The 22,415-nt window shown below is 72.2% G+C and carries 20 protein-coding genes; 11 read left to right on the top strand and 9 right to left on the bottom strand.

Translation table 11 applies throughout. The features are described from left to right. Positions 1 to 163: 163 nt before the first annotated feature. Positions 164 to 952 carry a DUF4239 domain-containing protein gene (locus OG897_RS15420; RefSeq protein WP_266657174.1) on the top strand — a complete coding sequence of 263 codons (789 nt, stop codon included), beginning with the start codon at positions 164 to 166 and terminating at the stop codon, positions 950 to 952. Positions 953 to 1,001: 49 nt separating this feature from the next. On the opposite strand, the gene OG897_RS15415 is transcribed toward OG897_RS15420, so the two are convergent. Further along, positions 1,002 to 2,711, bottom strand: a complete 1,710-nt coding sequence (locus OG897_RS15415) for an IclR family transcriptional regulator C-terminal domain-containing protein (RefSeq protein WP_266657173.1) — start codon at positions 2,709 to 2,711, stop codon at positions 1,002 to 1,004. 157 nt (positions 2,712 to 2,868) lie between these two features. On the opposite strand from OG897_RS15415, the gene OG897_RS15410 reads away from it, so the two are divergent. The 8 genes from OG897_RS15410 to OG897_RS15375 are packed head-to-tail and all read left to right on the top strand — an operon-like array spanning position 2,869 to position 10,592. Further along, complete coding sequence (locus OG897_RS15410) at positions 2,869 to 3,651, top strand: CoA transferase subunit A (protein ID WP_266657171.1); 783 nt, start codon at positions 2,869 to 2,871, stop codon at positions 3,649 to 3,651. Next, on the top strand, positions 3,648 to 4,295 hold the full coding sequence (locus OG897_RS15405) for a 3-oxoacid CoA-transferase subunit B (RefSeq protein ID WP_266657169.1): 648 nt from the start codon (positions 3,648 to 3,650) through the stop codon (positions 4,293 to 4,295). Before OG897_RS15410 ends, OG897_RS15405 begins: the two co-directional genes overlap by 4 nt. After that, complete coding sequence (locus tag OG897_RS15400; protein ID WP_266657167.1) at positions 4,292 to 5,479, top strand: thiolase family protein; 1,188 nt, start codon at positions 4,292 to 4,294, stop codon at positions 5,477 to 5,479. Before OG897_RS15405 ends, OG897_RS15400 begins: the two co-directional genes overlap by 4 nt. Positions 5,480 to 5,528: 49 nt before the next feature. Further along, positions 5,529 to 6,275, top strand: coding sequence for a protocatechuate 3,4-dioxygenase subunit beta (pcaH, locus tag OG897_RS15395; RefSeq protein WP_266660193.1), 747 nt, complete (start codon positions 5,529 to 5,531; stop codon positions 6,273 to 6,275). After that, on the top strand, positions 6,275 to 6,838 hold the full coding sequence (gene pcaG / locus OG897_RS15390; protein WP_266657165.1) for a protocatechuate 3,4-dioxygenase subunit alpha: 564 nt from the start codon (positions 6,275 to 6,277) through the stop codon (positions 6,836 to 6,838). Before pcaH ends, pcaG begins: the two co-directional genes overlap by 1 nt. Beyond that, positions 6,825 to 8,222, top strand: coding sequence for a 3-carboxy-cis,cis-muconate cycloisomerase (gene pcaB / locus OG897_RS15385; protein WP_266657163.1), 1,398 nt, complete (start codon positions 6,825 to 6,827; stop codon positions 8,220 to 8,222). The genes pcaG and pcaB overlap by 14 nt, the downstream gene beginning before the upstream one ends. Continuing rightward, the gene (gene pcaD / locus OG897_RS15380) at positions 8,219 to 9,403 is read left to right on the top strand and encodes a 3-oxoadipate enol-lactonase (RefSeq protein WP_266657161.1); all 1,185 of its coding nucleotides are present in this window, start codon (positions 8,219 to 8,221) and stop codon (positions 9,401 to 9,403) included. Before pcaB ends, pcaD begins: the two co-directional genes overlap by 4 nt. 4 nt (positions 9,404 to 9,407) lie before the next feature. Beyond that, positions 9,408 to 10,592, top strand: coding sequence for a 4-hydroxybenzoate 3-monooxygenase (locus OG897_RS15375; protein ID WP_266657159.1), 1,185 nt, complete (start codon positions 9,408 to 9,410; stop codon positions 10,590 to 10,592). 5 nt (positions 10,593 to 10,597) lie between these two features. On the opposite strand, the gene OG897_RS15370 is transcribed toward OG897_RS15375, so the two are convergent. The 7 genes from OG897_RS15370 to OG897_RS15340 all read right to left on the bottom strand — a co-directional run bounded on the left by OG897_RS15370 (position 10,598) and on the right by OG897_RS15340 (position 18,077). After that, positions 10,598 to 11,983 carry an MFS transporter gene (locus OG897_RS15370; protein ID WP_266657157.1) on the bottom strand — a complete coding sequence of 462 codons (1,386 nt, stop codon included), beginning with the start codon at positions 11,981 to 11,983 and terminating at the stop codon, positions 10,598 to 10,600. Between the two features lie 335 nt (positions 11,984 to 12,318). Next, the gene (locus OG897_RS15365; protein ID WP_266657155.1) at positions 12,319 to 13,215 is read right to left on the bottom strand and encodes a hypothetical protein; all 897 of its coding nucleotides are present in this window, start codon (positions 13,213 to 13,215) and stop codon (positions 12,319 to 12,321) included. After that, positions 13,212 to 14,225 (bottom strand): SPFH domain-containing protein, encoded by a 1,014-nt coding sequence (locus tag OG897_RS15360; RefSeq protein ID WP_266657153.1) that lies wholly within the window; start codon positions 14,223 to 14,225, stop codon positions 13,212 to 13,214. Before OG897_RS15360 ends, OG897_RS15365 begins: the two co-directional genes overlap by 4 nt. Positions 14,226 to 14,280: 55 nt before the next feature. Further along, positions 14,281 to 14,469, bottom strand: a complete 189-nt coding sequence (locus tag OG897_RS15355) for a hypothetical protein (protein WP_266657151.1) — start codon at positions 14,467 to 14,469, stop codon at positions 14,281 to 14,283. 85 nt (positions 14,470 to 14,554) lie between these two features. Continuing rightward, positions 14,555 to 15,865, bottom strand: coding sequence for an NAD(P)/FAD-dependent oxidoreductase (locus OG897_RS15350; RefSeq protein WP_266657149.1), 1,311 nt, complete (start codon positions 15,863 to 15,865; stop codon positions 14,555 to 14,557). Positions 15,866 to 15,893: 28 nt separating this feature from the next. Beyond that, a complete protein-coding gene (locus tag OG897_RS15345; protein WP_266657147.1) occupies positions 15,894 to 16,409 on the bottom strand; it encodes a TetR/AcrR family transcriptional regulator in 516 nt (171 codons plus the stop codon). Positions 16,410 to 16,724: 315 nt separating this feature from the next. After that, positions 16,725 to 18,077: an LCP family protein gene (locus tag OG897_RS15340; protein ID WP_266657145.1), complete on the bottom strand. Its 1,353-nt coding sequence runs from the start codon at positions 18,075 to 18,077 to the stop codon at positions 16,725 to 16,727. Between the two features lie 163 nt (positions 18,078 to 18,240). On the opposite strand from OG897_RS15340, the gene OG897_RS15335 reads away from it, so the two are divergent. Beyond that, positions 18,241 to 19,164, top strand: coding sequence for an aminoglycoside phosphotransferase family protein (locus OG897_RS15335; RefSeq protein ID WP_266657143.1), 924 nt, complete (start codon positions 18,241 to 18,243; stop codon positions 19,162 to 19,164). A gap of 579 nt (positions 19,165 to 19,743) precedes the next feature. Further along, entirely contained in the window at positions 19,744 to 20,859 is a 1,116-nt protein-coding gene (locus OG897_RS15330; protein ID WP_266657141.1) for a terpene synthase family protein, read from the top strand. Between the two features lie 8 nt (positions 20,860 to 20,867). Here OG897_RS15330 and OG897_RS15325 read toward each other — a convergent pair whose 3' ends face one another. After that, positions 20,868 to 22,382: a cytochrome P450 gene (locus OG897_RS15325; RefSeq protein ID WP_266657139.1), complete on the bottom strand. Its 1,515-nt coding sequence runs from the start codon at positions 22,380 to 22,382 to the stop codon at positions 20,868 to 20,870. Positions 22,383 to 22,415 lie beyond the last annotated feature (33 nt).

The following is a 22,415-nucleotide window of genomic DNA, read 5'->3' as shown; positions in this document are numbered from 1 at the left end:
CTACATCACAGCCGTTCCGGGCTCCGGGGTTCGTCCGTACGGGGGAGGCGGTCCGGGTATGGCTGCGGGCGACGCGCAGGCGTTTGAGACTTCCCGTGCCGGACACTCCGCGCTGCCCAGACCGCCGGTCTGCCGCGGGCGTCCCGGGAGGAGCGACGAACCGATGGAAGTGTGGCTGCTGAACCACCTCAGCACGCTCGGCCTCGCCATACTGATGATCGGCGGCGTCTTCGTCTTCGCCGCACTCGGCAGCATGATGACCCGGCGCAAGTTCCCGCAGGTGGTCAAGGGCACCAACAACGACATGGTCGGTGTGCTGCTCGGCATGTACGGCGCGATCTACGGCATCATCCTGGCCTTCGTCGTGGTGGCCGAATGGGAAGGCATAGGGGTCGCCGAGAACATCGTCGCCAACGAGGCCACCCACGCCGCGGAGATCGTCCGCGGCGCGGCCGCCTTCCCCGAGCCGGTGGAGAAGAGACTGATCGCTTCCGTCGGCGACTACACGCACGCCGTCGTCGAGGTCCAGTGGCCGTTGATGCGGGCGGGGAAATCGGACAGCCGGGCCACCGAGAGCGCACTCCAGGGCATCTACCAGGTGCTCCAGAGCTACGAGCCCGTCACCGAGTCCGAGAAGACCTACTACGCGCAGGCCGTCGCGCACCTCGACGACGTCGTCTCCGACCGGCGCGACCGGATCACCGCCTCCACGTCCGAGCTGCCCATACTGCTGAAGGTGCTGGTCTACGGCGGCGCGCTCGTGATGGTCCCGCTGACCTTCCTGTACGGAATCCCCAACAGGAAGGCCCAACTGATGTTCGTCGGCTCGGTCGCCGCGCTGATCGGGGTGAGTCTGCTGCTCACGCTCTCCCTGGACCGGCCGTTCGCGGGCGACCTCGCGGTGCCGCCGACGCCGTTCAAGGAGGGTGCGCTCGCGCAGTTCTGGCAGTAGGCGGGTTGTCTGAGGCTCGCGTGCCCATGAGGGTGCCCCGGGGTCGGTTTCAGCAAGCCGTCGTACGGGTGAACCTCCCGGCCTGGGCGAGGTCCCCCTCGATCCCGGCGACCGCCGACCGCAGTGCGGGCAGCACCTCGGTGCGCACCTCTGCGGCGGTCCGCCGACTGCTGTGCATGGCGACGTTGACGGCCGCCACCGCCACTCCCGTACGGTCCCGGACCGGCACGGCCACCGACCGCAGACCCTCCTCCAACTCGCCGTCCGTCATGGCGTATCGGTCCTCCCGCACCTGCTCAAGGAGGGCTGTCAGCTCCTCGACGGAGGTCCGGGTGCGGGGGGTGAGCGCCTGCGGCGCGGAGGCGGCGAGCAACGCGGCACGCTCGCCCTCGGGCAGGTCGGCCAGCAGAACGCGGCCCATGGAGGTCGCGTACGCGGGAAACCGGGTGCCCACCGTGATGTTGACGTTCATGACCCGGCTGGTGGCGACCCGTGCCGTGTACTGGATCTCCGTGCCGGTCAGCACGGACAGCGACGTCGAGTCGTGCACCCGCTGCGCCAGCGCTGCCAGGTGCGGCTCCGCGATCTGCGGCAGCGACAGCCGCGACAGCGGCGGGAACCCGAGCCCCAGCACCCGGGGCGTCGGCCGGAACATCCCGTCCCGGGCTTCCACGTACCCCAGGTGCACGAAGGTGATCAGCGCGCGCCGTGCCGTCGCCCGCGCGAGACCGCACGCCTGAGCCACGCCCGTCAGCGTCAGCTCCGGACGGCCCGCGCCGAACGCCGTCAGCACGGTCAGCCCGCGCGCCAGCGACTCCACGAAACCGGCGCCCAACTCCTGCTTCGACGCGCTCGTCCAACTCGCCAGTGGGGCGGGGGAGGTGACGGCCTCCTCGACCGGAGACTCGCGCAGCTCCTTCTCCATTTCCCCAACGGCCAGGCGTAGTTGGGGCAGTACGGTCTTGCGCAGTGACGCCGCGCTGTGCCTGCTCGTGTGGCTCACCACGCTCACGGCACACACCGGCCGCCCGGCCGCGTCCCGTACCGGGAGCGCCAGCGCGACCAGTCCCGGCTCGATCAACTGGTCGTCCAGCGCCCACCCTTGTTCCCGAGCCCACCGCGTGCGCTCCGCGAAGTGGGCCTCGTCCGGCGTGTCTTCCAGTGGCGGTACGGCGAGGAAGCCGAGCCCCTGCGGATCGGCCGTGCGGCGCTTCCGCCAGCGCGCCCACGCCGCTTCGTCCCAGTCGGTCGCGAACAGGGCGCCGGGCGCGGTCCGTTCGGCGGGCAGCAGGTCACCGATGCGGAAGCTGAGCGACATCGCGCGGCGCCGCGTCGACTGGTGGACGAAACGGATGCCGTCGCGGTCGGGCACGGCGAGCGACACCGACTCGTCCAGCGCGTCCGCGAGGTGCTCCGCGTGCGGGCCGAGCAGGCCGGGGACGCGGAGCGCGGCCAGATAGGCGTTGCCCAGCTCCATCAGGCGCGGCGTGAGCGCGGCGTCGCGGCCGTCGAGCCGTAGGTAGCCCATCCGGGCCAGGGTCTGGGTGACGCGGTCGACGGTCGAGCGGGCCAGGCCCGTGGACCGTACGAGATCGCCCGGACTCAGCCGCCCGCCCGCGTCGGTGAGGCGGCGCAGCACGTCGACGCCGCGCAGCAGCGGGCCGACGGCCTCGGCGGGCAGGTCGTCGGCGGGGCCTCCGACGGCGGGGCCTCCGTCGGCGGGGAGCGCGTCGTCGGCGGTCGTGTTCGTGTCGGGCATCGGTTCTCCGTGGCTGGTCCGAGGGGCAACCGTAGCCGGACCGCGCCCCGGGGCGGGTGGGGGCATTGACAGGGCGGACGGGCCGCCGCAGACTCTGGACGAGTCAAGTGTGAACTCTAGTTCATCAGGCGAACAGCCTGGGGTCAGGAATTCCTTCATGGACAAGGTCAGGGCCACCGCAGCCGACGCGGTCGCCGACATTCCCGCCGGAGCGTCCCTCGCGGTCGGCGGCTTCGGACTCAGCGGCGTGCCGAACGTGCTGATCCAGGCGCTCTACGACGCCGGACCCGGGGACCTGAGCGTCGTCTCCAACAACTGCGGCGTGGACGGCGGCGGCCTCGGCATCCTGCTCGCCGCAGGCCGCATCGTCCGCGTCACCGGCTCCTACGTCGGCGAGAACAAGGAGTTCGCCCGCCAGTACCTGGGCGGCGAACTGGAGGTCGAACTCGTCCCGCAGGGCACCCTCGCGGAGCGCCTTCGCGCGGGCGGGGCGGGCGTCCCCGCCTTCTTCACCCCCGCCGGAGTCGGCACCCAGGTCGCCGACGGCGGACTGCCCTGGCGCTACGCGGCGGACGGCTCGGTCGCCCTGCCCTCGCCCGCCAAGGAAGTGCGGATCTTCGACGGCCAGGAGTACGTCATGGAGCGCGGCATCCGCACCGACTTCGCACTCGTACGGGCCTGGCAGGGCGACCGGCACGGAAACCTCGTCTTCCGCCGCTCGGCACGGAACTTCAACCCGCTCTCCGCGACGGCCGGACGGATCACGATCGCCGAGGTGGAAGAACTCGTCGAGCCGGGCGAGCTGGATCCGGACGCGGTGCACGTACCGGGCGTCTTCGTGCAGCGGGTGGTGGCACTGACCCCGGAGCAGGCCGCCGACAAGGCCATAGAGCGGCGCATGATCTCCGCGCCTCCGACCCGAGAGACGGTACGTCCATGAGCTGGACCCGAGCGGAGATGGCCGCCCGCGCCGCCGCCGAACTGACCGACGGCAGCTACGTCAACCTCGGCATCGGCCTGCCGACCCTCGTCCCCAACCACCTCCCCGACGGCATCGACGTCGTCCTGCACTCCGAGAACGGACTGCTCGGCGTCGGCCCGTACCCGAAGGAGACGGAGGTCGACCCGGATCTGATCAACGCGGGCAAGGAGACGGTCACGGTCCTCCCCGGCTCCTCCTTCTTCGACTCCGCCCTCTCCTTCGGGATGATCCGGGGCGGGCACATCGACACCGCGATCCTCGGCGCCATGCAGGTCTCGGCAGGCGGCGACCTCGCCAACTGGTCCGTGCCCGGCAAGATGATCAAGGGCATGGGCGGTGCCATGGACCTCGTCCACGGAGCCCGCCGGGTCATCGTCCTCACCGACCACACCGCCAAGGACGGCACCCCGAAGATCGTGGGGGAGTGCACCCTGCCGCTCACCGGCAAGGCGTGCGTGCACCGCGTCATCACCGACCTCGGCGTCCTGGACGTCACCGACGCCGGACTGGTCCTGATCGAGACCGCGCCCGGAGTGAGCGCGGAAGAGCTGATCGAGAAGACGGGCGCCCCCGTGGCCCTCGGGGAGGTGGCGGGCCGATGACGACGCTCCGTGACGTATACGTGGTGGATGCCGTCCGCACCCCGGTCGGCAAGTACGGCGGTGCGCTGGCCGGTGTGCGGCCCGACGACCTCGCCGCGACCGTGCTGCGCCAACTCTGCTCCCGTACACCGGACTTGGACCCAGCCCGCATCGACGACGTGTTCTTCGGCAACGCCAACGGTGCGGGCGAGGAGAACAGGGACGTCGCCCGCATGGCCGTCCTCCTCGCCGGGCTCCCGGTGTCCGTGCCGGGGGTCACCGTCAACCGGCTCTGCGGCTCCGGCATGGAGGCCGTCATCCAGGCGGCCCGCGCCATCGCCGTCGGCGACGCCTCGGTCGCCGTCGCGGGCGGAGTCGAGTCCATGAGCCGCGCCCCCTGGGTGCTGCCCAAGCCCGAGCGCGCCTTCCCGGCCGGTCACCAGCAGCTGTACTCCACCACCCTCGGCTGGCGGATGACCAACCCCCGCATGCCCGAAGAGTGGACGGTCGCGCTGGGGGAGGGGGCCGAACTCGTCGCCGACCGTTACGGCGTGACCCGCGAGGCGCAGGACGCCTTCGCCCTGACGAGTCATCAAAGAGCCGCAGCGGCATGGCGGAACGGCCTGTACGACGGCGAAGTCGTCCCCGTCGAGGGCGTCGACCTGACCCGGGACGAATGCGTCCGCGAGTCCTCCACCATCGAGGCCCTCGCCAAACTGGGGCCCGTCTTCCGCGAGGGCGGCACCGTCACCGCGGGGAACTCCTCCCCGCTCAACGACGGCGCGGCGGCCCTCCTCCTCGCCGACGAGGACGGCCTGCGTGCCACCGGCCGCGAACCCCTCGCCCGCATCAGCGCCTGTGCCGTCACCGGCATCGAGCCGCAGTACTTCGGCGCGGGCCCCGTCGAAGCGGTCCGGCGCGCCCTGAAGAAGGCCGGTCGCGGGGTGGGCGACCTCGACGTCGTCGAGCTGAACGAAGCCTTCGCCGCCCAGGCCCTCGCCTGCCTCACCCAGTGGCCCGGCCTGGATCCCGCCGTCGTCAACCCGCGCGGCGGCGCCCTCGCCGTCGGCCACCCCCTCGGCGCGTCCGGAGCCCGCATCACCGGGGCCGTCGCCCACCAGCTCGCCGCAGCCGGTTCCGGCACCGGGATCGCCACCCTGTGCATCGGCGTCGGGCAGGGCCTCGCACTCGTACTCGAAAGGTGAACACCCCTTGAGCAAACCAGAACTGACGCAGAAGCAGATATGCGCCGAGATGGCGGAGCGGCACGAGGCCGTCGCCAAGGCGGTCGCGGAAGGCGCCCGGGCCCCGCACCACCCGCCGCGCGACTTCACCCCGTACCGCAGCAGCGTCCTGCGCCACCCGCACCAACCGCTCGTCGCCCTCACCGGCGACGGCGACCCGGAGGCCGCCGAGCTGCGCGGTCCCGTCTTCGGTGTCACCGACGTGACGGACCTCGACGCCGACCTCACCCGGCAGCACCAGGGGGAGCCGCTCGGCGAGCGCATCACCGTCAGCGGGCGCGTCCTCGACCGCGACGGCCGCCCCGTACGCGGCCAGCTCGTCGAGCTCTGGCAGGCGAACGCGTCGGGCCGGTACGCCCACCAGCGCGACCAGCACCCCGCACCGCTCGACCCCAACTTCACCGGCGTGGGAAGGTGCCTGACGGGCGATCAGGGGGTGTACTCCTTCACCACCGTCAAGCCGGGCGCGTACCCGTGGCGGAACCATCGCAACGCCTGGCGGCCCGCACACCTCCACTTCTCGCTCTTCGGCACCGCCTTCACCCAGCGCCTGATCACCCAGATGTACTTCCCCGGCGACCCGCTCTTCCCGTACGACCCGATCCTCCAGTCGGTCACCGACCAGGCCGCCCGGGACCGGCTCGTCGCCACGTACGACCACGCTCTCTCGCGCCCCGAACGGTCGCTCGGCTACCGCTGGGACATCGTGCTGGACGGGCCCGCCGCCACACTGCCCGACCCCGAGGAGAACCACTGATGGCCACCTCGCTCCCGCCCACCCCCTCGCAGACGGTCGGCCCGTTCTACGGCTACGCGCTGCCCTTCCGAGGCGGCGGAGACATCGCCCCCGCGGGCCACCCGGGCACGATCACCGTGCACGGACACGTACGCGACGGGAACGGCGCACCGATGCCCGACGCGGTGATCGAGACCTGGCAGGCGGCCCCCGACGGCTCCCTCGACGGCCGTCCGGGCACGCTCCGCCGCGACCCCGTGACCGGCGGCTTCCTCGGCCGCAACGGTGTCGACTTCACCGGCTTCGGGCGCGTCGCGACGGACGCGGACGGGCACTGGGCGGTCCGAACCCTGGCACCGCCGTCCAGCCTCCCGTACCTCGCGGTCTGCGTCTTCGCGCGCGGCCTGACGCACCACCTGTACACCCGGGCGTACTTCACGGACGACGTGCGCGAGGGGCCGCTCGCCGACCTCCCCGCCGACCGCCGCGCCACGCTGCTGGCGGTGCCCGAGGCGGACGGGCTGCGGCGCTTCGACATCCGCGTGCAGGGGGAGCGGGAGACGGTGTTCCTTGAATTCCGCTGAGTTCTCGGCCTCCGGCAACCTCTTCTCGCCCGGCTCGACCGGCGGCCCGGCGGAGGCCGCGACCGGGGACCACGCCTTCCTCCAGGCCCTGCTTGACGCCGAAGCCGCGCTGACCCGGGCGCAGGCCCGCGTCGGGGCGGCCCCCGCGAGCGCCGCGACAGCCGTGACGGCGGCGGCCGAAGCGCACCGGTACGACGTACGGGACCTGGCCCTGCGGGCACGGGCGGGCGGCAACCCGGTGATCCCGCTGATCGCGGACCTGACCGAGCGCGTCGCCCAACTCTCCGCTGCCGACGCGGAGTTCGTGCACCGAGGCGCGACCAGTCAGGACATCCTCGACACGGCCCTGATGCTGGTCGCGGCACGCACCCTGGACCACGTCCTGGCCGATCTGGACCGTACGGCCGACGCGCTGGCCGCGCTCGCCGCACACCACCGGGCGACCCCCATGCCGGGCCGTACGCTCACCCAGCACGCCGTCCCGACCACCTTCGGGCTGAAGGCGGCGGGCTGGCGCTCACTGGTCCTGGACGCGTACGACAGGCTCGTGACGGTGCGTGGGTCGCTGCCCGCGCAACTGGGCGGTGCGGCAGGCACGTTGGCGGCCTTCGGAGAGTTCGGTGCGCCTCCGCTCGACCTGGTGCCGGCGTACGCCTCCGAGCTCGGCCTCGTCGCCCCCGTCCTGCCCTGGCACACCCTGCGTACCCCGGTCGCGGACCTGGCGGGCGCGCTCGCCCTCACCGCGGGGACGCTCGGCAAGATCGCCGCAGACGTGCTGGTGCTATCGCGCACCGAAATCGGCGAACTCGCCGAAGGCTCGGGAGGCGACTCCTCCGCGATGCCGCACAAGAGCAACCCCGTCCGCGCCACCCTGATCGCCGCCACCGCACGCCAACTCCCCTCCCTCGCAGCGGTGTTGTACACGTCCTTGGCGGCCGAGGACGAACGCCCCGCAGGGGCCTGGCACGCGGAGTGGCAGCCCCTGCGCGACGCACTCCGCCTCACGGGCGGCGCGGCCCGGGACGCGGCCGAACTCTGCGCGGGGCTGACGGTCCACCCCGACCGCATGCGCGCCAACCTCGACCGCACGGCGGGGCTGATCGTCTCGGAACGTCTGAGCGCCGCCCTCGCCCCGCTGCTCGGCCGTGCGGAGGCCAAGCAGGCCCTGGCGCGGGCCACCCGGCACGCCACGGAACACGGCACGCACCTCGCGGAGGCGCTCGGCCGGGACCCGGCGGTCCTGGAGGTGTGCACCGCCGAGCGCGTCCGCGACCTCACCGACCCCACCCGGTACCTGGGCTCCGCCCCCGAGCTCGTCGACCGGGCCCTCGCCCGGCAGCCCCTCTCCCACCACCCCCGCACCCCCGGTCAGGACCCCCGATGAACCACCCCCTCCTCCACCACCGCACCGAAGGGCCCGCCGACGCCCCGCCCCTCCTCCTCGGGCCCTCCCTCGGGACCACCCTCGCCGTCTGGGACACCCAAGCCGCCGCACTGGCAGACCGGTTCCGGGTCGTACGGTGGGACCTGCCCGGGCACGGCGGGTCCGCCGCCCAGCTGATCGAACCCGGGGCGACCGTCGCCGACCTCGGGCGGCTCGTACTCGCGCTCGCCGACGCGCTCGGCATCGAGCGGTTCTCGTACGCGGGGATCTCGCTCGGCGGAGCGGTCGGATCCTGGCTCGCCGTACACCACCCCGAGCGCGTCGAGCGACTGGCCCTCGTCTGTACGGCCGCCTGCTTCGGCACACCCCAAGCGTGGCAAAAGCGCGCCCAGTTGGTCCGCCGCGAGGGCATGGAGCCGCTCGTGGCGACCGCGCCGGGACGCTGGTTCACGCCAGGGTTCGAAGGGAGCGCCGCAGCCGAACTGGCCGCAGCCCAGAGGAAAGTGGCCCCGGCCGCCTACGCGGCCTGCTGCGACGCGCTCGCCGCCTTCGACCTGCGCGACGACCTCGGCAAGATCACCGCCCCGACCCTCGTCGTCGCCGGGCGCGCGGACGCCGCGACCCCGCCCGCCGCCGCACGTCTCCTGGCCGACGGCATCCCCGACGCCGGACTCGTTGAGATCCCGCACGCCGCGCACCTCGCCGGAGTCGAGCGACCGAACGCCGTACTCGCCGCGCTCCAGGGGCACTTCACCACCCCGGCCCCCGGCCCCGACCGGACCGAGCGCCGCGCCCACCACGACGGAATGACCGTACGGCGTGCCGTTCTCGGCGACGCCCACGTGGACCGGTCCATCGCCCGGACCACCCCCCTCACCGCCCGCTTCCAGGACTTCATCACCCGCTACGCCTGGGGCGAGATCTGGACCGGCGACACCCTCGACCGGCGCACCCGCAGCTGCGTCACCCTCACCGCCCTCGTCGCGGGCGGCCACCACGACGAACTCGCCCTGCACGTACGCGCCGCCCTGCGCAACGGACTCAGTCACGACGAGATCGGCGAAGTCCTCCTCCAGTCCGCCGTCTACTGCGGCGTACCGGCCGCCAACTCTGCCTTCGGCATCGCCCAACGCGTGCTGGACGAAGCCGTCGAAGAACCCATCAGCGAAACGGACAACTGACCCCATGCACACCACAGTCGGCATCATCGGCGGCGGCCCTGCCGGACTCCTCCTCGCCCGCCTCCTGCACAACGCGGGCATCGACAGCGTCGTCCTGGAAGCCCGCGACCGCGCCTACGTCGAGCAACGCCAGCGCGCCGGAATCCTCGAACAGGGCACCGTCGACGTCCTCCGCTCCGCCGGAGCCGGTACCCGCATGGACGTCGAAGGCATGCCGCACGACGGCATCGAGCTGCGCTTCGACGGCCGCGCCCACCGGATCGACTTTCCCGCCCTCACGGGCGGACGCAGCGTCATGGTGTACGCCCAGACCGAGGTCGTGAAGGACCTGATAGCCCTCCAACTCGCCTACGGCGGACCGCTGTTGTTCGGGGCGGACGTCACCGCCGTCGAGGGGGCCGACACCGACCGCCCCACCGTCCGCTACCGCCACGACGGCGAGGACAAGACCCTCACCTGCGACTACGTCGTCGGCTGCGACGGCTTCCACGGCGTCACCCGCACCGCAGTCCCGGACTCCGTCCGCACGACGTACGAGCGCACGTACCCCTACTCCTGGCTGGGCATCCTCGCCGACGCCCGCCCGGTCTACGACGAGCTGATCTACGCCCACCACGAGCGCGGATTCGCCCTCGCCAGCATGCGCTCGCCCACCGTCAGCCGCCTCTACCTCCAGGTCCCGAACGGCACCGACCCCGCCGACTGGTCAGACACTCGGATCTGGGACGAACTCGACGCCCGCTTCGCCACGGCCGCCGACCCCGGCTGGAAGCTGGAACGCGGCCCGATCACCGCCAAGTCCGTTCTCCCCATGCGGAGTTACGTCACCGAGCCCATGCGGTACGGCCGTGTGCTCCTCGCTGGGGACGCCGCCCACATCGTCCCGCCGACCGGGGCCAAGGGCCTCAACCTGGCCGCAGCCGACGTCGTACGCCTCGCCGAGGCGTTCACCCGGCTGCACACCACCGGAGCCACGGACCTCCTCGACGCGTACTCGGACGCGGCCCTGCGCCGGGTCTGGCGCGCCGAGCACTTCTCGTACTTCATGACGACGACGCTCCACACCGAGCCCGACCAGTCCCCGTTCCAGACCCGGCTCCAGATCTCCCAGCTCGACCGCATCGCCTCCTCGCAGCACGCGGCGGCCGAACTGGCGGAGAACTACGCGGGATTGCCCTTCACGGGCTGACGGAGCTACCCGGGGCTGCCCTTCACGGGACGAGCGGGCTGAGCGGGCTGAGCGGGCTGAGCCGCACCGGAGGCGGACGGAGTTGTACGGCTGCGCCCGCCGAGCCGCACCGCCACCGGCACCAGCGAGATCGCCGCCGCGCCCAGCAGCCCCGCCAGCGCGAACGACGTGAAGCCCCAGCTCTGGTTGCCGCTCGACGCCAGCGCCCCGCCCAGCCACGGCCCGAACACCGCACCCGTCCGCCCGACCCCGGTCACCCAGCCGAGCCCGGCGGCCCGCTCGCTGTCCCGGTAGAGCGTGTTGCTCGCCGCGTACACCATCACCTGCGCACTGAACAGCCACACCCCGGTGACGGCCACGACGACGTACGTCCACCCCAGCGGCAGGTGCGACTTCAGCAGCAGCGCGCCGACCGCCGTGAGCACGAACCAGATCGCCGACACCCGCACCGCCCCGAACCGGTCGGCGGTGCGGCCCGCGATCAGCATGCCGACGATGCCGCCCGCGTTGACGACCATGAGGAAGCTGACCGACGACGTGAGCCCGTACCCCGAGGCCCGCATCATCTGCGGCAGCCACGTCGACACCCCGTACACGAGCAGCAGTCCGCAGAACGACGCCAGCCAGAGCAGCGGCGTCGCCCACCGCGACTCCGGCCGGAACAGGGCAAGCACGGCGTTCCACCGCCCCTTCGCACCGGCCGCCGGAGCCGCCGTCGCCGTCGGCCGCGCCAGCCCGTACCGGTCGGCGACCGCGTCGGCCCGCGCCCGCTCCCCGCGCGCGAGCAGCACCCCCGGCGACTCCGGCATCAGCTTCAGCAGCAGCGGTACGGCGATCACGGCGGGCAGTACCCCCGCCCAGAACACCCAGCGCCACCCCGCCGCCGGAGCGAGCGTCAGCCCGAGCCCCGTCGCCACCATGCCGCCCGCGTGGTACGAGGTCATCAGGAGCCCCGCGGTGAGCGCGGCCCGGCGCGGCGGCGCGAACTCCATCACCATCGCCAGGCACAGCGGCATCAGCCCGCCGAGCCCGAGCCCCGCGACGAAACGGCCCGCACCGAAGAGCGCGGGCGTTCCCGCCAGCGCGCACAACGCCGACCCCAGGGAGAAGAGCAGCACGCTGCCCGCCAGCATCGGGCGGCGGCCCAGCCAGTCGGTGAGGTTCCCGGCGGTGAGCGCGCCGATGAGCATGCCGAACGTGGTCCAGCTGCCGATGGTGCCCGCGCCGGACGGAGTCAGGCCGAGGCCGGGGTCGTCGAGCATGTGCGGCATGACCGCGCCGTAGATGTTGACGTCCATGCCGTCGAAGAAGACGGCCAGCCAGCACAGGGCGAGCACGGGCAGGACGGAGCGGAAGGTGTGCGGGCGGTCCGGGGGAGCGGAGGCGGTCATCCAAGTCCCTTGTGGTGTGGGGGAGGTGAGGGCCTTGGCTTCTGTTCGTTCGTCCAGTGAACTTAGCTTCGGCGTCGGGGTGGCAAGAGTGTCCGCCCGGGACGGGTGCGCGTCAAGACGCCGAGGAGGTCGCCTGCGCCCCGCACGGCAGCCCGTGTGGGATCAGCCCGACCGTCACCACCACGGTGACCGTATGGCCGAGAGGAGGGATGGTGTGCGCCAACTTCGCTTCTGTGCGGTTGCGTTGGGGCTGGTCGTGCGGTTCCCCGCGCCCTTAGGGCATGCTCCGCGGCTCCCGCGCCCTCGGGGCATGCTCTGTGCGGCTCCCGCCCTTCTCACCCCACCAGCCGCAACCCGACCTCGGCCCTCCCCACCCGCACCGTCTGCCCCCACCCCACCTCCACCGCGTCCCCCTCCATCCCGTCCCCGAACGCCACCATCCGGTCCGACTCCACCGTCACCCGCAGCCTCTCGGTCCCCGCCAGCACCCCCTCCACCCGCGAGGTCCCCGTCGTCGGCGACGGCCACGCCTCCCGGACGAACCAAGCCAGGCCCGGATCCCTCGGTCCCGGCAGGGCCAGCGCCGACCCGCGTTCCAGCCAGAGCGAGCGCAGCCACCCGGTCGCCCCGGTGCCCGTCCCGATCAGCACGCCGGAGGATGCCTGGGCCTCGTCCCCCGGGGTGTCGTCGAGGCCGATCCGGTAACGCGCCGTCTGGTGCCCCGCCGGGCCGAGGAAGATCTCGTTGAGCGCCACCAACCGCTGGGTGTCGTCCGCCACCGCCTCCACCATCGTCAGCAGCTCGCCCGCCCCGCCCGCCCCCGCCGCCGCCCGCATCAGCTTCCCCGCGTCCGCCGCCCGGTGCCGCACCAGCACACCGGGATTGCGTCCCGGATCGGTGTCGACGCCCACCACGGGCTGCCCGTCGAGATACTTGGCGGCGTTCGCCACCAGTCCGTCCTGCCCGACCACCACCACGACGTCCTCGGGACCGAACAGGAACCGGTCCAGGTCCGCCCGCTCCACCCGCGCCTGCCGCCACTGCAACGGCACCGCCCCGGCCACCTCCGCCAGGGCCCGCCGGGTCCGCGCGTGCCGCTCCTCGACCTCCTGGACGCTTCTGCCCCGCGAGCGCAGGAAGAACTCGGCCTGGCCGCGCGTCCCGTGCCGCGCGAGCAACTCCTCGTACTCACTGGTGCGATGGACCAGCACTGCCCGAGGGGCGAGGCTCACGAGCGGTTGCCCCCGCCCGCGCCGCCCAGCCGCGCCAGCATCCCCGACACCACGTCGGGCGACACGGTCAGGCTCTCGATCCGCGGCACGTTCTCCGCGAGCCGGGTCGCCGCCAGGGCGTGCAGGATCTCCGGGGCGACGTCCCCGTGCACCCGCAGCCACGCGGCCTGCGCCTCGGCCCGCGCCTCGCCGACCGCCCGCGCCGCCTCGGCCTGCGCACGCGCGAGCCGTACCGTGCGGGCGGCCTCCGCCTCGGCCTTCACTCCGTCGGCCGCCGCCGACTCCTCCGCCTCCCGGCGGGCGTTGGTGCCCCGCTGATCGACCAACCGCTCTTCCTGACGCGCGAGTTCGATCCGGCTGGCGAGCTCGTTCTCGGCGATGGCCCGTTCCCGTTCGACCGCGACCGCCCGCCGCTGGTACGTCGCCCGGTCGGCCTCCTGCTGGATCTGCTCCCGGGCCGGGGTGCGCAGGGCGCGCTCCACGTCCGCCTCGGGCCGGATCGCCACCACCCGCACCGCGACGACCTCGATCCCGGTCGCGGGCAGCCGGGGCTCGGCCTCCAGGCCGGTCGCGATCCGGTCCCGTACGACTGACACCCCGTCAACCAGTGCCTCCGCCAAGGGGATACGGGCCAACGTGTCCAGGGCGTGCTGCTGAGCGGTCTCGGTCAGCAGCGTCGCCAACTGCTCCAGCGGCGCGCCGCGCCAGGCCCCGGAGTCGGGGTCGACGGAGAAGTCGAGCCGGGCGGCGGCCACCGCCGGGTCGCTGATCCGGTAGGTGACCGTGGCCTGGAGGGTGACGTCCTGGAAGTCGGCGGTACGGGCATGGAAGGCCATCGCCAACTCCCGGTCGCTGACCGGCACTTCGGAGAGCGCTGCGGTCAGTGACCGGAACCAGAAGCTGAGCCCCGGCCCGTCGTGGACGAGCTTGCCGCGCGCGTGGTGGCGGATGTGGGCGGTGGGCGCGGAACGCAGATGACGCCAGCCCAAGCGCCGGGTGATGTCGGCCATGAGGAGGACCCCTCTTTCTCGTCGCTACGACGATAAGAGGGGTGGGTCGTTATCGTCAAGGGGACGAAATGGGGGCGGCTCCTTCCTCCCGACCCAAACCGTGCTCCTCTTCGAACGGCCCCTCGGGCACCCCGTACGCGGGCGTGATGCCGATGACGTTGATCGCGGTCACCGCGCCGTACGCCGTCGCCGAGTACAGCGACGGCACCCCGAGCAGCGCGTTGTCCCGGCTGAAAGCGAACACGACCCGGCTGGCCGTCGCCGTCCTCCCCGGCCCGGCGCAGGCGTGTGCGGGTAGCGGCGTCGGGCCGTTCCTGTTCGGTCTGCCGTCAGTCCGAGAAGATCGCGCGGCGCAGCGGGGGGATGGTGCCGCACAGTCGGAAGAACGTCCGTGCGACGGTTCGGACCGTGTGGCTGGGCAGGGTGGCCAAGCGCAGGTACATGGTGGCGGCTCGCACGGCAGCGAAGCCGTTCTTCAGCATCGCGCGCTCGTACTCGGCGACGGCGGGGAGCAGTTCGGCTTCCCCCCGGTCGACCGCGATCAGTGCGCGGCGCAGCACGTTGGCGTCGTACAGCGCTGCGTTGCCGCCGAGACCGCCGACCGGCGGCATGGAGTGGGCGGCATCGCCCAGTACGGTCACCTGGGTGGTCGGCCAGGGCTTTATCTGCCGGGCGGTGGTGAAGTCGAACTGCTCGATGGTGTCCGCAGGCGTCTGGGCGATCAACTTGCGCAGGTCGGGATGCCAGTGCGTCAGGCGGGACGCGACCAGGTCGCGCAGCCGGTGCCCGCGCCCGCCCGCCGAGGCGTCGGGCAGGTCGGCGGGCAGCGCGCGCCGGTGGGCGACGTAGGCCCACATGACGTAGTCGTCGTCCTTGGCGTCCTGGACGAGGAGACCCGGGTCCAGGTCGGCGGCCCGCAGCTGGTCGCCGACGTGTTCGGCGGTGGTCCCGTCCGTCTCCCGGCGGCGGAATACCGCCGTGAACAGGAAGTCCCGCTTCGGCAGGAACATGTTCTTGGTGCTGACCAGTTCTTCGGGCAGCCATGCTGACCCGTCGCCCAGCGGAAGTTTGCCGCCGATCCCGACGCCGGGTGCGGGGGTGCGCCGTGCGTGAGGCAGCAGTTGCCGCCGTACGCGTGAGTTGGCGCCGTCCGCGCCGACCAGCAGGTCGCCGGTGGCCGAGGTGCCGTCGGTGAAAAGGGCGGTGGCGGTGCCGTCGGCGTTCTGCCGGTAGCCGGTGGTCTCTTTGCCGAAGTGGACGATGCCGTCCAGGCCGGCGAGTAACAGCCGCCGCAGGGTGACCCGGCTGACGGCGTGTGTCTGTTCGGTCGGGTCGAGCCCTGCGGGTGGGGCGTCCTCCCGCATCAGCAGCCGCATCTTCTCGGTGAACACCCCCATGCCGGGCCCGGAATCACCGGCGGTGGCCACCAGGATCTGCCAGAGGTGCGCGGGCAGGCAGTCGTGCAGTGCCCGGCTGCCGACCGGTTCGATGTTGAGCCGGTAGCCCTGCGTCCGTGCATCGGGGTCGGCGTCGCGTTCGTAGACAGCGACGTCGATTCCGGCGGTGTTCAGGCCCTGCGCCAGGCACAGGCCGCCGATGCCTCCGCCGATGATGATGACCCGGAGTCGACGTGTGGACATGGGGTGTTCCTCCTGGGGCTGGCGGGGGTCAAGCTCGGATCAGCAGCTGTTCGAGGAGTTCGAGGACGTCGCCGGCGCGGTCGGAAGACAGGCTCGCCCCCTTGACGGTGGCGATGACCAGCTCCGCTCCCGTCGCCGGGTCGACATCGGGGGCCAGCGCACCGGCGGCCGCGGCATTGGTCAGCAGAGCGTGCAGTGAGTTCCGCCAGCCCTCTTCGTGGCTGGCGATGATCTTCCGCAGCTCGGGGTCGCGCCGGGCTCGCAGGTCCAGTTCGCGCAGGACGATGTGGAGTTCGGGCTGATCGACGATCTTCTGGGCGAGGGTGGCCAGATGGTGCCGCAGGCGCTCGACGGGGCTGCCGTCCGGCGGTGTGGTCGACCGGAACTGCTGGGTGGCGTGGTCGACGACCGCCACCACCAGGTCCTGTTTGGTGGGGAAGTGGTGGTGGATCGACGAGTGGTCGATGCCCACGTGGGCGGCCACGTCCCGCAACCGCAACCGCTCGAACCCGCTCTCGGCCAGGCATTGGTACGCCGCCTGCACGAGAGCGTTCCGACGCTCCGGACCAGCCGGTGGCCTACCGCGTCGCGCTGCCGCCATGTCCGCCTCCATTAATTCACCAAGCACTTGGTGGATTAATATCAGGCGTGCTGACGCGACGTCAATCCCACGGATGAAGCACCGGCGGCGGGCGCCTGGGTGACGGGTCTCCTGACGGCACGTTGAGGTCTTCCGGCCCGACCGAGGAACACCTCCCCGAGCCCGGCGAACCCCAGAGGACCAGCCCCCGCAACTCCTCCGGGTGCGGCTCGTCGGCCGTCGGTCGCAGCGCCACCGTGTCCGCGCCCGCACCACGCGCTAGCGGCAACGCAGCTGTTCGCCCGTCACCGGCGCCCCCTCCACCATGCTCCTGTCGTACGCCACCTCCACCACCGACCGCCCCGCGTTTCCCACCTCCACCTGGAACGCGTGCCCGTGCCCGGCGACCGGCCGCAGCACCGCCCCCGGCAGCGCCGCCGCCAGGGTGGAGGCGTACCGCTCCCAGTGCGGGTCGTACGTGATCACGGTCGGCCCCTCGGCCCGTACCGTCGGCGGCTCGCCCTTCGTCACGTCGAAGCCGCTGCGCCGCAGGGCCTCCGCCACGTCCGGGTCGTCCACCCGCACCGGCACCGTGCTCGGCTCCATCTCCACCGGTACCGCCCGCAGCGTTACCTCCTCGGTGACCGACCGGTCCTCCCGCAGCGCCGCGAAGAGCCGGTCGGCGCGCACCTGGTCCCACACCAGCGTCGAACCCCACCCCGGCACCCGGTGGTCGAACTCCTTCATCGGTACGGTCGCGAACTCCAGCTGATCCGCGCGCAGTTCACGCAGTCCCCAGCCCAGCTTGAACAGTGTCGCCACATCCGTGCCCGCGTCCGTGCGCAGGTGCGGGAGCAGCGCCGACGCCGCGTCGACCAGCCGCACCGGGTTGCTCAGCGCCCCCGCATCGGACAGCCGCGTCAGCAGCCCGAGCAGCAGCCGCTGCTGACGGCGCACCCGGCCCAGGTCGCCGGGCGGCGACACCTTCCGGGCCCGCGCGTACCGCAGCGCCTTCGCGCCCGTCAGCACATGGGTGCCGGGAGTGAGGTGCAGCCCCGAGTTCCGGTCCTCCAGGAGCTTGTCCGTGCACACCTGTGCGCCGCCCAGCGCGTCGACGGCGTCGGCGAAGCGGGCGAAGTCCGTCTCCAGGTAGTGGTCGATCCGCAGCCCGGTGGCCTGCTCGACCGTGCGCACCGCGAGGTCGGGGCCGCCGTGCTGGTAGGCGCCGTTGATCTTTCCCGCGTGGTGCGGATGGGCGTGCGGGGCGAACGGCACGTACGAGTCCCGGGGCAGCGAGACCACGCTCATCCGGCGGCCGTCGTCCGAGACGTGCACCAGCATCGTCACGTCGGTGCAGTCGCACTCCTTGCCGCCGACGTGGAGCCTGCGGATCTGCTCCCGCGTCATCCCCCTGCGCCGGTCGACGCCGACGATCAGCAGGTTCGTGCCCGGCGCGACCAGGGCCTCCTCGGACAGCGTGCCGTCGTGGACGAGTGCGTACGGGGCCGGGCCGGGAGCCGGGGCGTCGGCCGTCGCCGGGAAGGAGCCCGCCGCGAGCGAGGCCACCAGCAGCGTCGCGAGCGCGAGACGGCGACGACGGGAGCGAGTACGGCCGGAGAGGGGGCGACTCACGGGCAAGGGGACCTCCAGGAAGCAAACCGAAACGGTACGGGCCGAAACGGTACGAATCGGATCCCCAAAATGGGGCAAACCTGGCGTGAACGTCCCGCAGCCTAGCGCAGCCCGCCCCCAAATCGATTGCAGCCGTGCGGATCATCTGCTTAATCTCCGCGTCATGCTGCCCGAGGTGAACACGGAAGAAGAGTGGGACGCCGTCGTTCCCGACGACGCGGTCGTACGCCCCGGAGCCGCGGACCTCTGTACCCGGCTGGGCCTCGGCGGAGCGCCCCTCGTCCGCTTCACCGAAGGCTCGCAGCCCGTCTACGCCGTCGGCGACGACCACGTGCTCAAGCTCTTCCCCGGCGTCGACGCCTCGGACGCCGTCACGGAGAGCCGCGTGCTCGCCCATCTCCAGGGGCGGCTGCCCGTCCCCACCCCCGAACTCCACGCCACCGGCGCGTACGAGAACGGCTGGCGGTACGTCCTGATGTCCCGCCTCCCCGGTGAGGACCTCGCCCGGGCCTGGCCCCGCATCCCGGCCGACGCGCGCCAGAGCGTCGTCGGCGAGGCCGCGGCCGCCCTCGCCACCCTGCACGCCCTGGACCCCGGCCCCCTCGCGGACACCCTCGGCCCCGCCGACTGGGGCGACTTCCTCCTGCGCCAGCGCGCCGGAGCGGTCGAGCGGCAGCGCTCGTGCGGCCTTCCCGAGGCGTGGACGGAGCAGATCGCGGGCTTCCTCGACTCGGTCGAGCTGCCCGCCGACCCGCCCCGCGTCCTGCTGCACACCGAGCCGATGCGCCAGCACTTCGTGGTCGACCCGCACATCTGGCGGCTCACCGGACTCTTCGACTTCGAGCCCGCGATGTTCGGCGACCGGGCCTACGACCTGGTCGGCGTCGGCCTCTTCCTCACCAAGGGCGAGCCGGGTCTGATGGCCCGCTTCCAGAAGGAGTACGGCCGGTCCTTCGACCCGCGCCAGCTCCTCGCGTACACCCTGCTGCACGTCTACGCGAACCTGCCCTGGTACTTCCGCGAACTGCCCGCGCCACCCGAGCCGACGTGGGAATCGGTCTCCGAGACCTGGTTCGGAACAGGCTGACACGCCCGGGAGAAACCGGCCCGGTTGTTGACACCCCGCAGCGGCGCGCCGCGCGCGCCGCCCCGGTGTTCCCCTCGCGCACGTCCGAAGCGATTCGAACGCCGCCGCCCGCCCCGGGACGCGCCGGGCCCGGCGCTCGCGGCGCGAAGAGAGGCGTACGACAGCGTGGGTCCGCGCGTGTAAGGGGCCGAACATTTCGAACATCCGGCCCGCAGCAAGGCGGTATTCGGCCACATGGGAGCCGTCTGTGACCGCCTGCGCAATATGCGGACCGTTTTCGTGCCGCCCCGCGCCCCCGTCGTGCGGAATCCCGGATTCGGCACCTCGAAGCCTCGCGATGGCAAGGGGTGTGCGCGTAAAGATCCGTCCCGATGGCCACGTGTGCCCCCTGGAGATCATCCACAGCGTGCGCCGGGCCCGTGAACCGGCGGACCGACAGCCCCGGACACTCCGCGCTCAACATGCTTCAGGTGGTGGGCAGTTGCATCGTTATTGACGATCGGACATGGGCATATAGGCCCCAGCACAGAACAGAACACCGCACTGCACGTTGAAACCTGGACTCCAGGGGGATTTCCCATGAACGTCGCTTCGGATCACCGGCTTGTTCAGCCTCTGCCGCACGTGCCCTTCTACTGCCCCGTGACTCCAGCGGCGCACCCGGCGGCAGGAGTGCTGGACGAGCTGACCGTCGACTGGATGTTCCGGCAGAACCTCGATACCGACGAGGACCAGCGCGCCCGGCTCGCGCGCTGCGACTTCGGCGGACTCACCGCCTTCACCATGCCCTACGGCAAACTCGCCCCCCTCACCCTGATGGCGAAGCTCCACGCCGTCCTCTTCTCCCTCGACGACGGCGTCTGCGACGAGGCTCGGCCGACGGCCGGCGAGCTCGCCCGGGAGGTCGGCCTCATCATGCGGGCCGTCGAAGCCCCCGGCGATCCGGTCCCCGGCGAGTCCCGGCACGCCGCCGTGCTGCGCGACCTGCGGATCGAGCTGGAGCGCTACGCCACGCCGCGCCAGATCCGCCGCTGGGTCGACGCCATGCGCGTCTACACCTCGGGCCTGGTCTGGGAGGCGGAGTGCCGCCGCAGCCCCGGCCAGCCCTCCGTGAACGACTACGTCACCCTGTGGATGCGGGCCATCGGAATGGCCCCCTCCACGGCGATGATGGAGATAGTCGCGGGCTACTCCGTCCCCGACGAGGACCTGGAGGACCCCCGCGTACGGGCCCTCACCGAGATCACCTGGACCCTCGTCAGCTGGGACAACGACCTCTACTCGCGCAACAAGGAACTCCTGCGCGCCGACGACGACCTCAACCTGATCGACGTCCTGTGCCACGAACTGGGCTGCGGACCCGCCGAGGCCCTCCAGTACGCCGTCGCCATGCGCGACCGCGTCATGGTGCTCTTCCTGCGTCTGCGCGACCAGGTGCTCCAGGACGGCGGGGCCGAACTGCGGCGCTACGTACACGACTTGGGTCAGTTCGTACGCGGTCACCTGGACTGGGCGGCCCGCTGCCCCCGCTACCGCGTGCCCGCCCAGGTGGTGACCCCGCTCGCCAAGCCGGTCGGCTGGTGGAAGCACCGCCCGGCCGACGACAGCGCCGACGCGCTGCCGCTGCCGACCATCTCCTGGTGGTGGGACCACCTCGTCGAGGAACGCGCGGAAGCCGTCCGGCACGCCGCATGACGCCCCGCTCAGTACCCCCGCCACCACGTGACGAGCTTGCGCCACGCCCGCACGGGTGCCGCCCCCCGCCGCTGCGCCGGAATCGCGACGGCAGGCGGTGCCGCCTGGGGCGCCTGAGGCACCGGCTGCGGGACCGCCGCGGACGCGGGAGCGTCCGCCCGCTGTGTCTCGACCTGCCAGTCCCGGGACGGCGCGCCGCGCTGCGCAGGAGTGGTGGGGCCGGTTACCTCCTGCGGCGGACGCGAGGCGAACGACACCGGAAGCTCGATCAGGTGACGAGTCATCAGGGAACCCTTCCAGCGCAACTCGCTCTCCTCCACGGAGAGTTGCAGGTCGGGCAGACGCATCAGCAGCGCGTCGACGCCGGTGTCGGCGATGGCACGCCCAATGTCCTGGCCGGGGCACTCGTGCGGGCCGCCGCTGAACGCCAGGTGGGAGCGGTTGCCCTGCATGGAGGCGGTCGGCTCGGGACGCACCACCGGGTCGACGTTGGCGGGGGCGATGCCGATGATCAGGGCGTCGCCCGCCTTGATCTTCTGCCCGCCGAGTTCGGAGTCACCTGCCGCCCAGCGGCCCAGGATGCTGGTGAACGGGGGCTCGTCCCACAGGGTCTGCTCCACGGCCTCCGGCAGCGTCATGTGCCCGCCGCTGAGCTGGGCGCGGAAACGCGGGTCGGTGAGCATCATGCGCAGTACGTTGGCGATGAGGTTGGCGGTCGTCTCGTACGCGGCGATGAGCACCAGGCGCAGGTGCTGGGCCGCCTCGTCGTCGGTGAGCCCGGCCGGGTGGTGCACCAGCCAGGACGCGAAGTCCTCCTCGGGCTCCGCCCGGCGGCGCACCACGAGACGGGTCAGCGCCGCCATCACGTACTCGTTGCTGGCGATGGCGGTCTCGGTGCCCTTGATCATGTCGCGGGCGGCCTGCACGAGGCGCTCGTCGTACTCCTCGGGCATGCCGATGATCTGGCACATCACCATCATCGGCAGGTGCTCGGCGAACTGGCTCACCAGGTCGGCGCGCCCGTCCTGGCAGAAGTCGTTGACCAGCCGGTTACTGAACCGGTTGATGAAGCGGCGCACGCCCCGGTGGTCGATCCGGGAGATGGAGTCGGTGACCGCACCGCGCTGGCGCTCGTGGTCGGCGCCGTCCTTGAACACGCAGATCGGCTGGTACGCGAAGATCGGCGCGAGCGGGTTGTTCATGGTGACGGTGCCGTCCTGCAGCAGCCGCCAGCGGCGCGAGTCGCGGGAGTACAGCGACGGGGTGCGCGTCATGTGCAGGTTCTCGCTGTGGCCCAGCACCAGCCAGGCCGGGACGTCCCCGTTGAGGAGGACGGGGGCCACCGGTCCGTGCTCGGCGCGCAGCTTCTCGTACAGACCCATCGGGTCCTTCTCGTGCGCCGGGCCGTACAGCCTGCGCAGCCCGCCGGGGCCGATCTCGCTGATCTCGGAACCCGTGGCACCCGCGGTGTGCGCCGGGCATTCGGGCGGCGGCACGGGGGAGGGATCGAAGGGGGAAGTCATAGCAACTCCAGGAAGGGATCGGGAAGTCGGGGA

Origin of the sequence: Streptomyces sp. NBC_00237 (assembly GCF_026342435.1) — a bacterium.
Taxonomy (GTDB): domain Bacteria; phylum Actinomycetota; class Actinomycetes; order Streptomycetales; family Streptomycetaceae; genus Streptomyces.
This window is presented reverse-complemented; position numbering and strand designations above follow the sequence as displayed.

What these genes read in the sequence shown, in the direction of transcription:
- pcaG (WP_266657165.1), top strand. Translation starts at nt 6,275, where the DNA reads ATGGCCACCTCGCTCCCGCCCACCCCCTCGCAGACGGTCGGCCCGTTC.
- pcaH (WP_266660193.1), top strand. Translation starts at nt 5,529, where the DNA reads ATGGCGGAGCGGCACGAGGCCGTCGCCAAGGCGGTCGCGGAAGGCGCC.
- OG897_RS15405 (WP_266657169.1), top strand. Translation starts at nt 3,648, where the DNA reads ATGAGCTGGACCCGAGCGGAGATGGCCGCCCGCGCCGCCGCCGAACTG.
- OG897_RS15335 (WP_266657143.1), top strand. Translation starts at nt 18,241, where the DNA reads ATGCTGCCCGAGGTGAACACGGAAGAAGAGTGGGACGCCGTCGTTCCC.
- OG897_RS15420 (WP_266657174.1), top strand. Translation starts at nt 164, where the DNA reads ATGGAAGTGTGGCTGCTGAACCACCTCAGCACGCTCGGCCTCGCCATA.
- OG897_RS15415 (WP_266657173.1), bottom strand. Translation starts at nt 2,711, where the DNA reads ATGCCCGACACGAACACGACCGCCGACGACGCGCTCCCCGCCGACGGA.
- OG897_RS15370 (WP_266657157.1), bottom strand. Translation starts at nt 11,983, where the DNA reads ATGACCGCCTCCGCTCCCCCGGACCGCCCGCACACCTTCCGCTCCGTC.
- OG897_RS15400 (WP_266657167.1), top strand. Translation starts at nt 4,292, where the DNA reads ATGACGACGCTCCGTGACGTATACGTGGTGGATGCCGTCCGCACCCCG.
- OG897_RS15375 (WP_266657159.1), top strand. Translation starts at nt 9,408, where the DNA reads ATGCACACCACAGTCGGCATCATCGGCGGCGGCCCTGCCGGACTCCTC.
- OG897_RS15325 (WP_266657139.1), bottom strand. Translation starts at nt 22,382, where the DNA reads ATGACTTCCCCCTTCGATCCCTCCCCCGTGCCGCCGCCCGAATGCCCG.
- OG897_RS15360 (WP_266657153.1), bottom strand. Translation starts at nt 14,225, where the DNA reads ATGGCCGACATCACCCGGCGCTTGGGCTGGCGTCATCTGCGTTCCGCG.
- pcaD (WP_266657161.1), top strand. Translation starts at nt 8,219, where the DNA reads ATGAACCACCCCCTCCTCCACCACCGCACCGAAGGGCCCGCCGACGCC.
- OG897_RS15330 (WP_266657141.1), top strand. Translation starts at nt 19,744, where the DNA reads ATGAACGTCGCTTCGGATCACCGGCTTGTTCAGCCTCTGCCGCACGTG.
- OG897_RS15410 (WP_266657171.1), top strand. Translation starts at nt 2,869, where the DNA reads ATGGACAAGGTCAGGGCCACCGCAGCCGACGCGGTCGCCGACATTCCC.
- OG897_RS15350 (WP_266657149.1), bottom strand. Translation starts at nt 15,865, where the DNA reads ATGTCCACACGTCGACTCCGGGTCATCATCATCGGCGGAGGCATCGGC.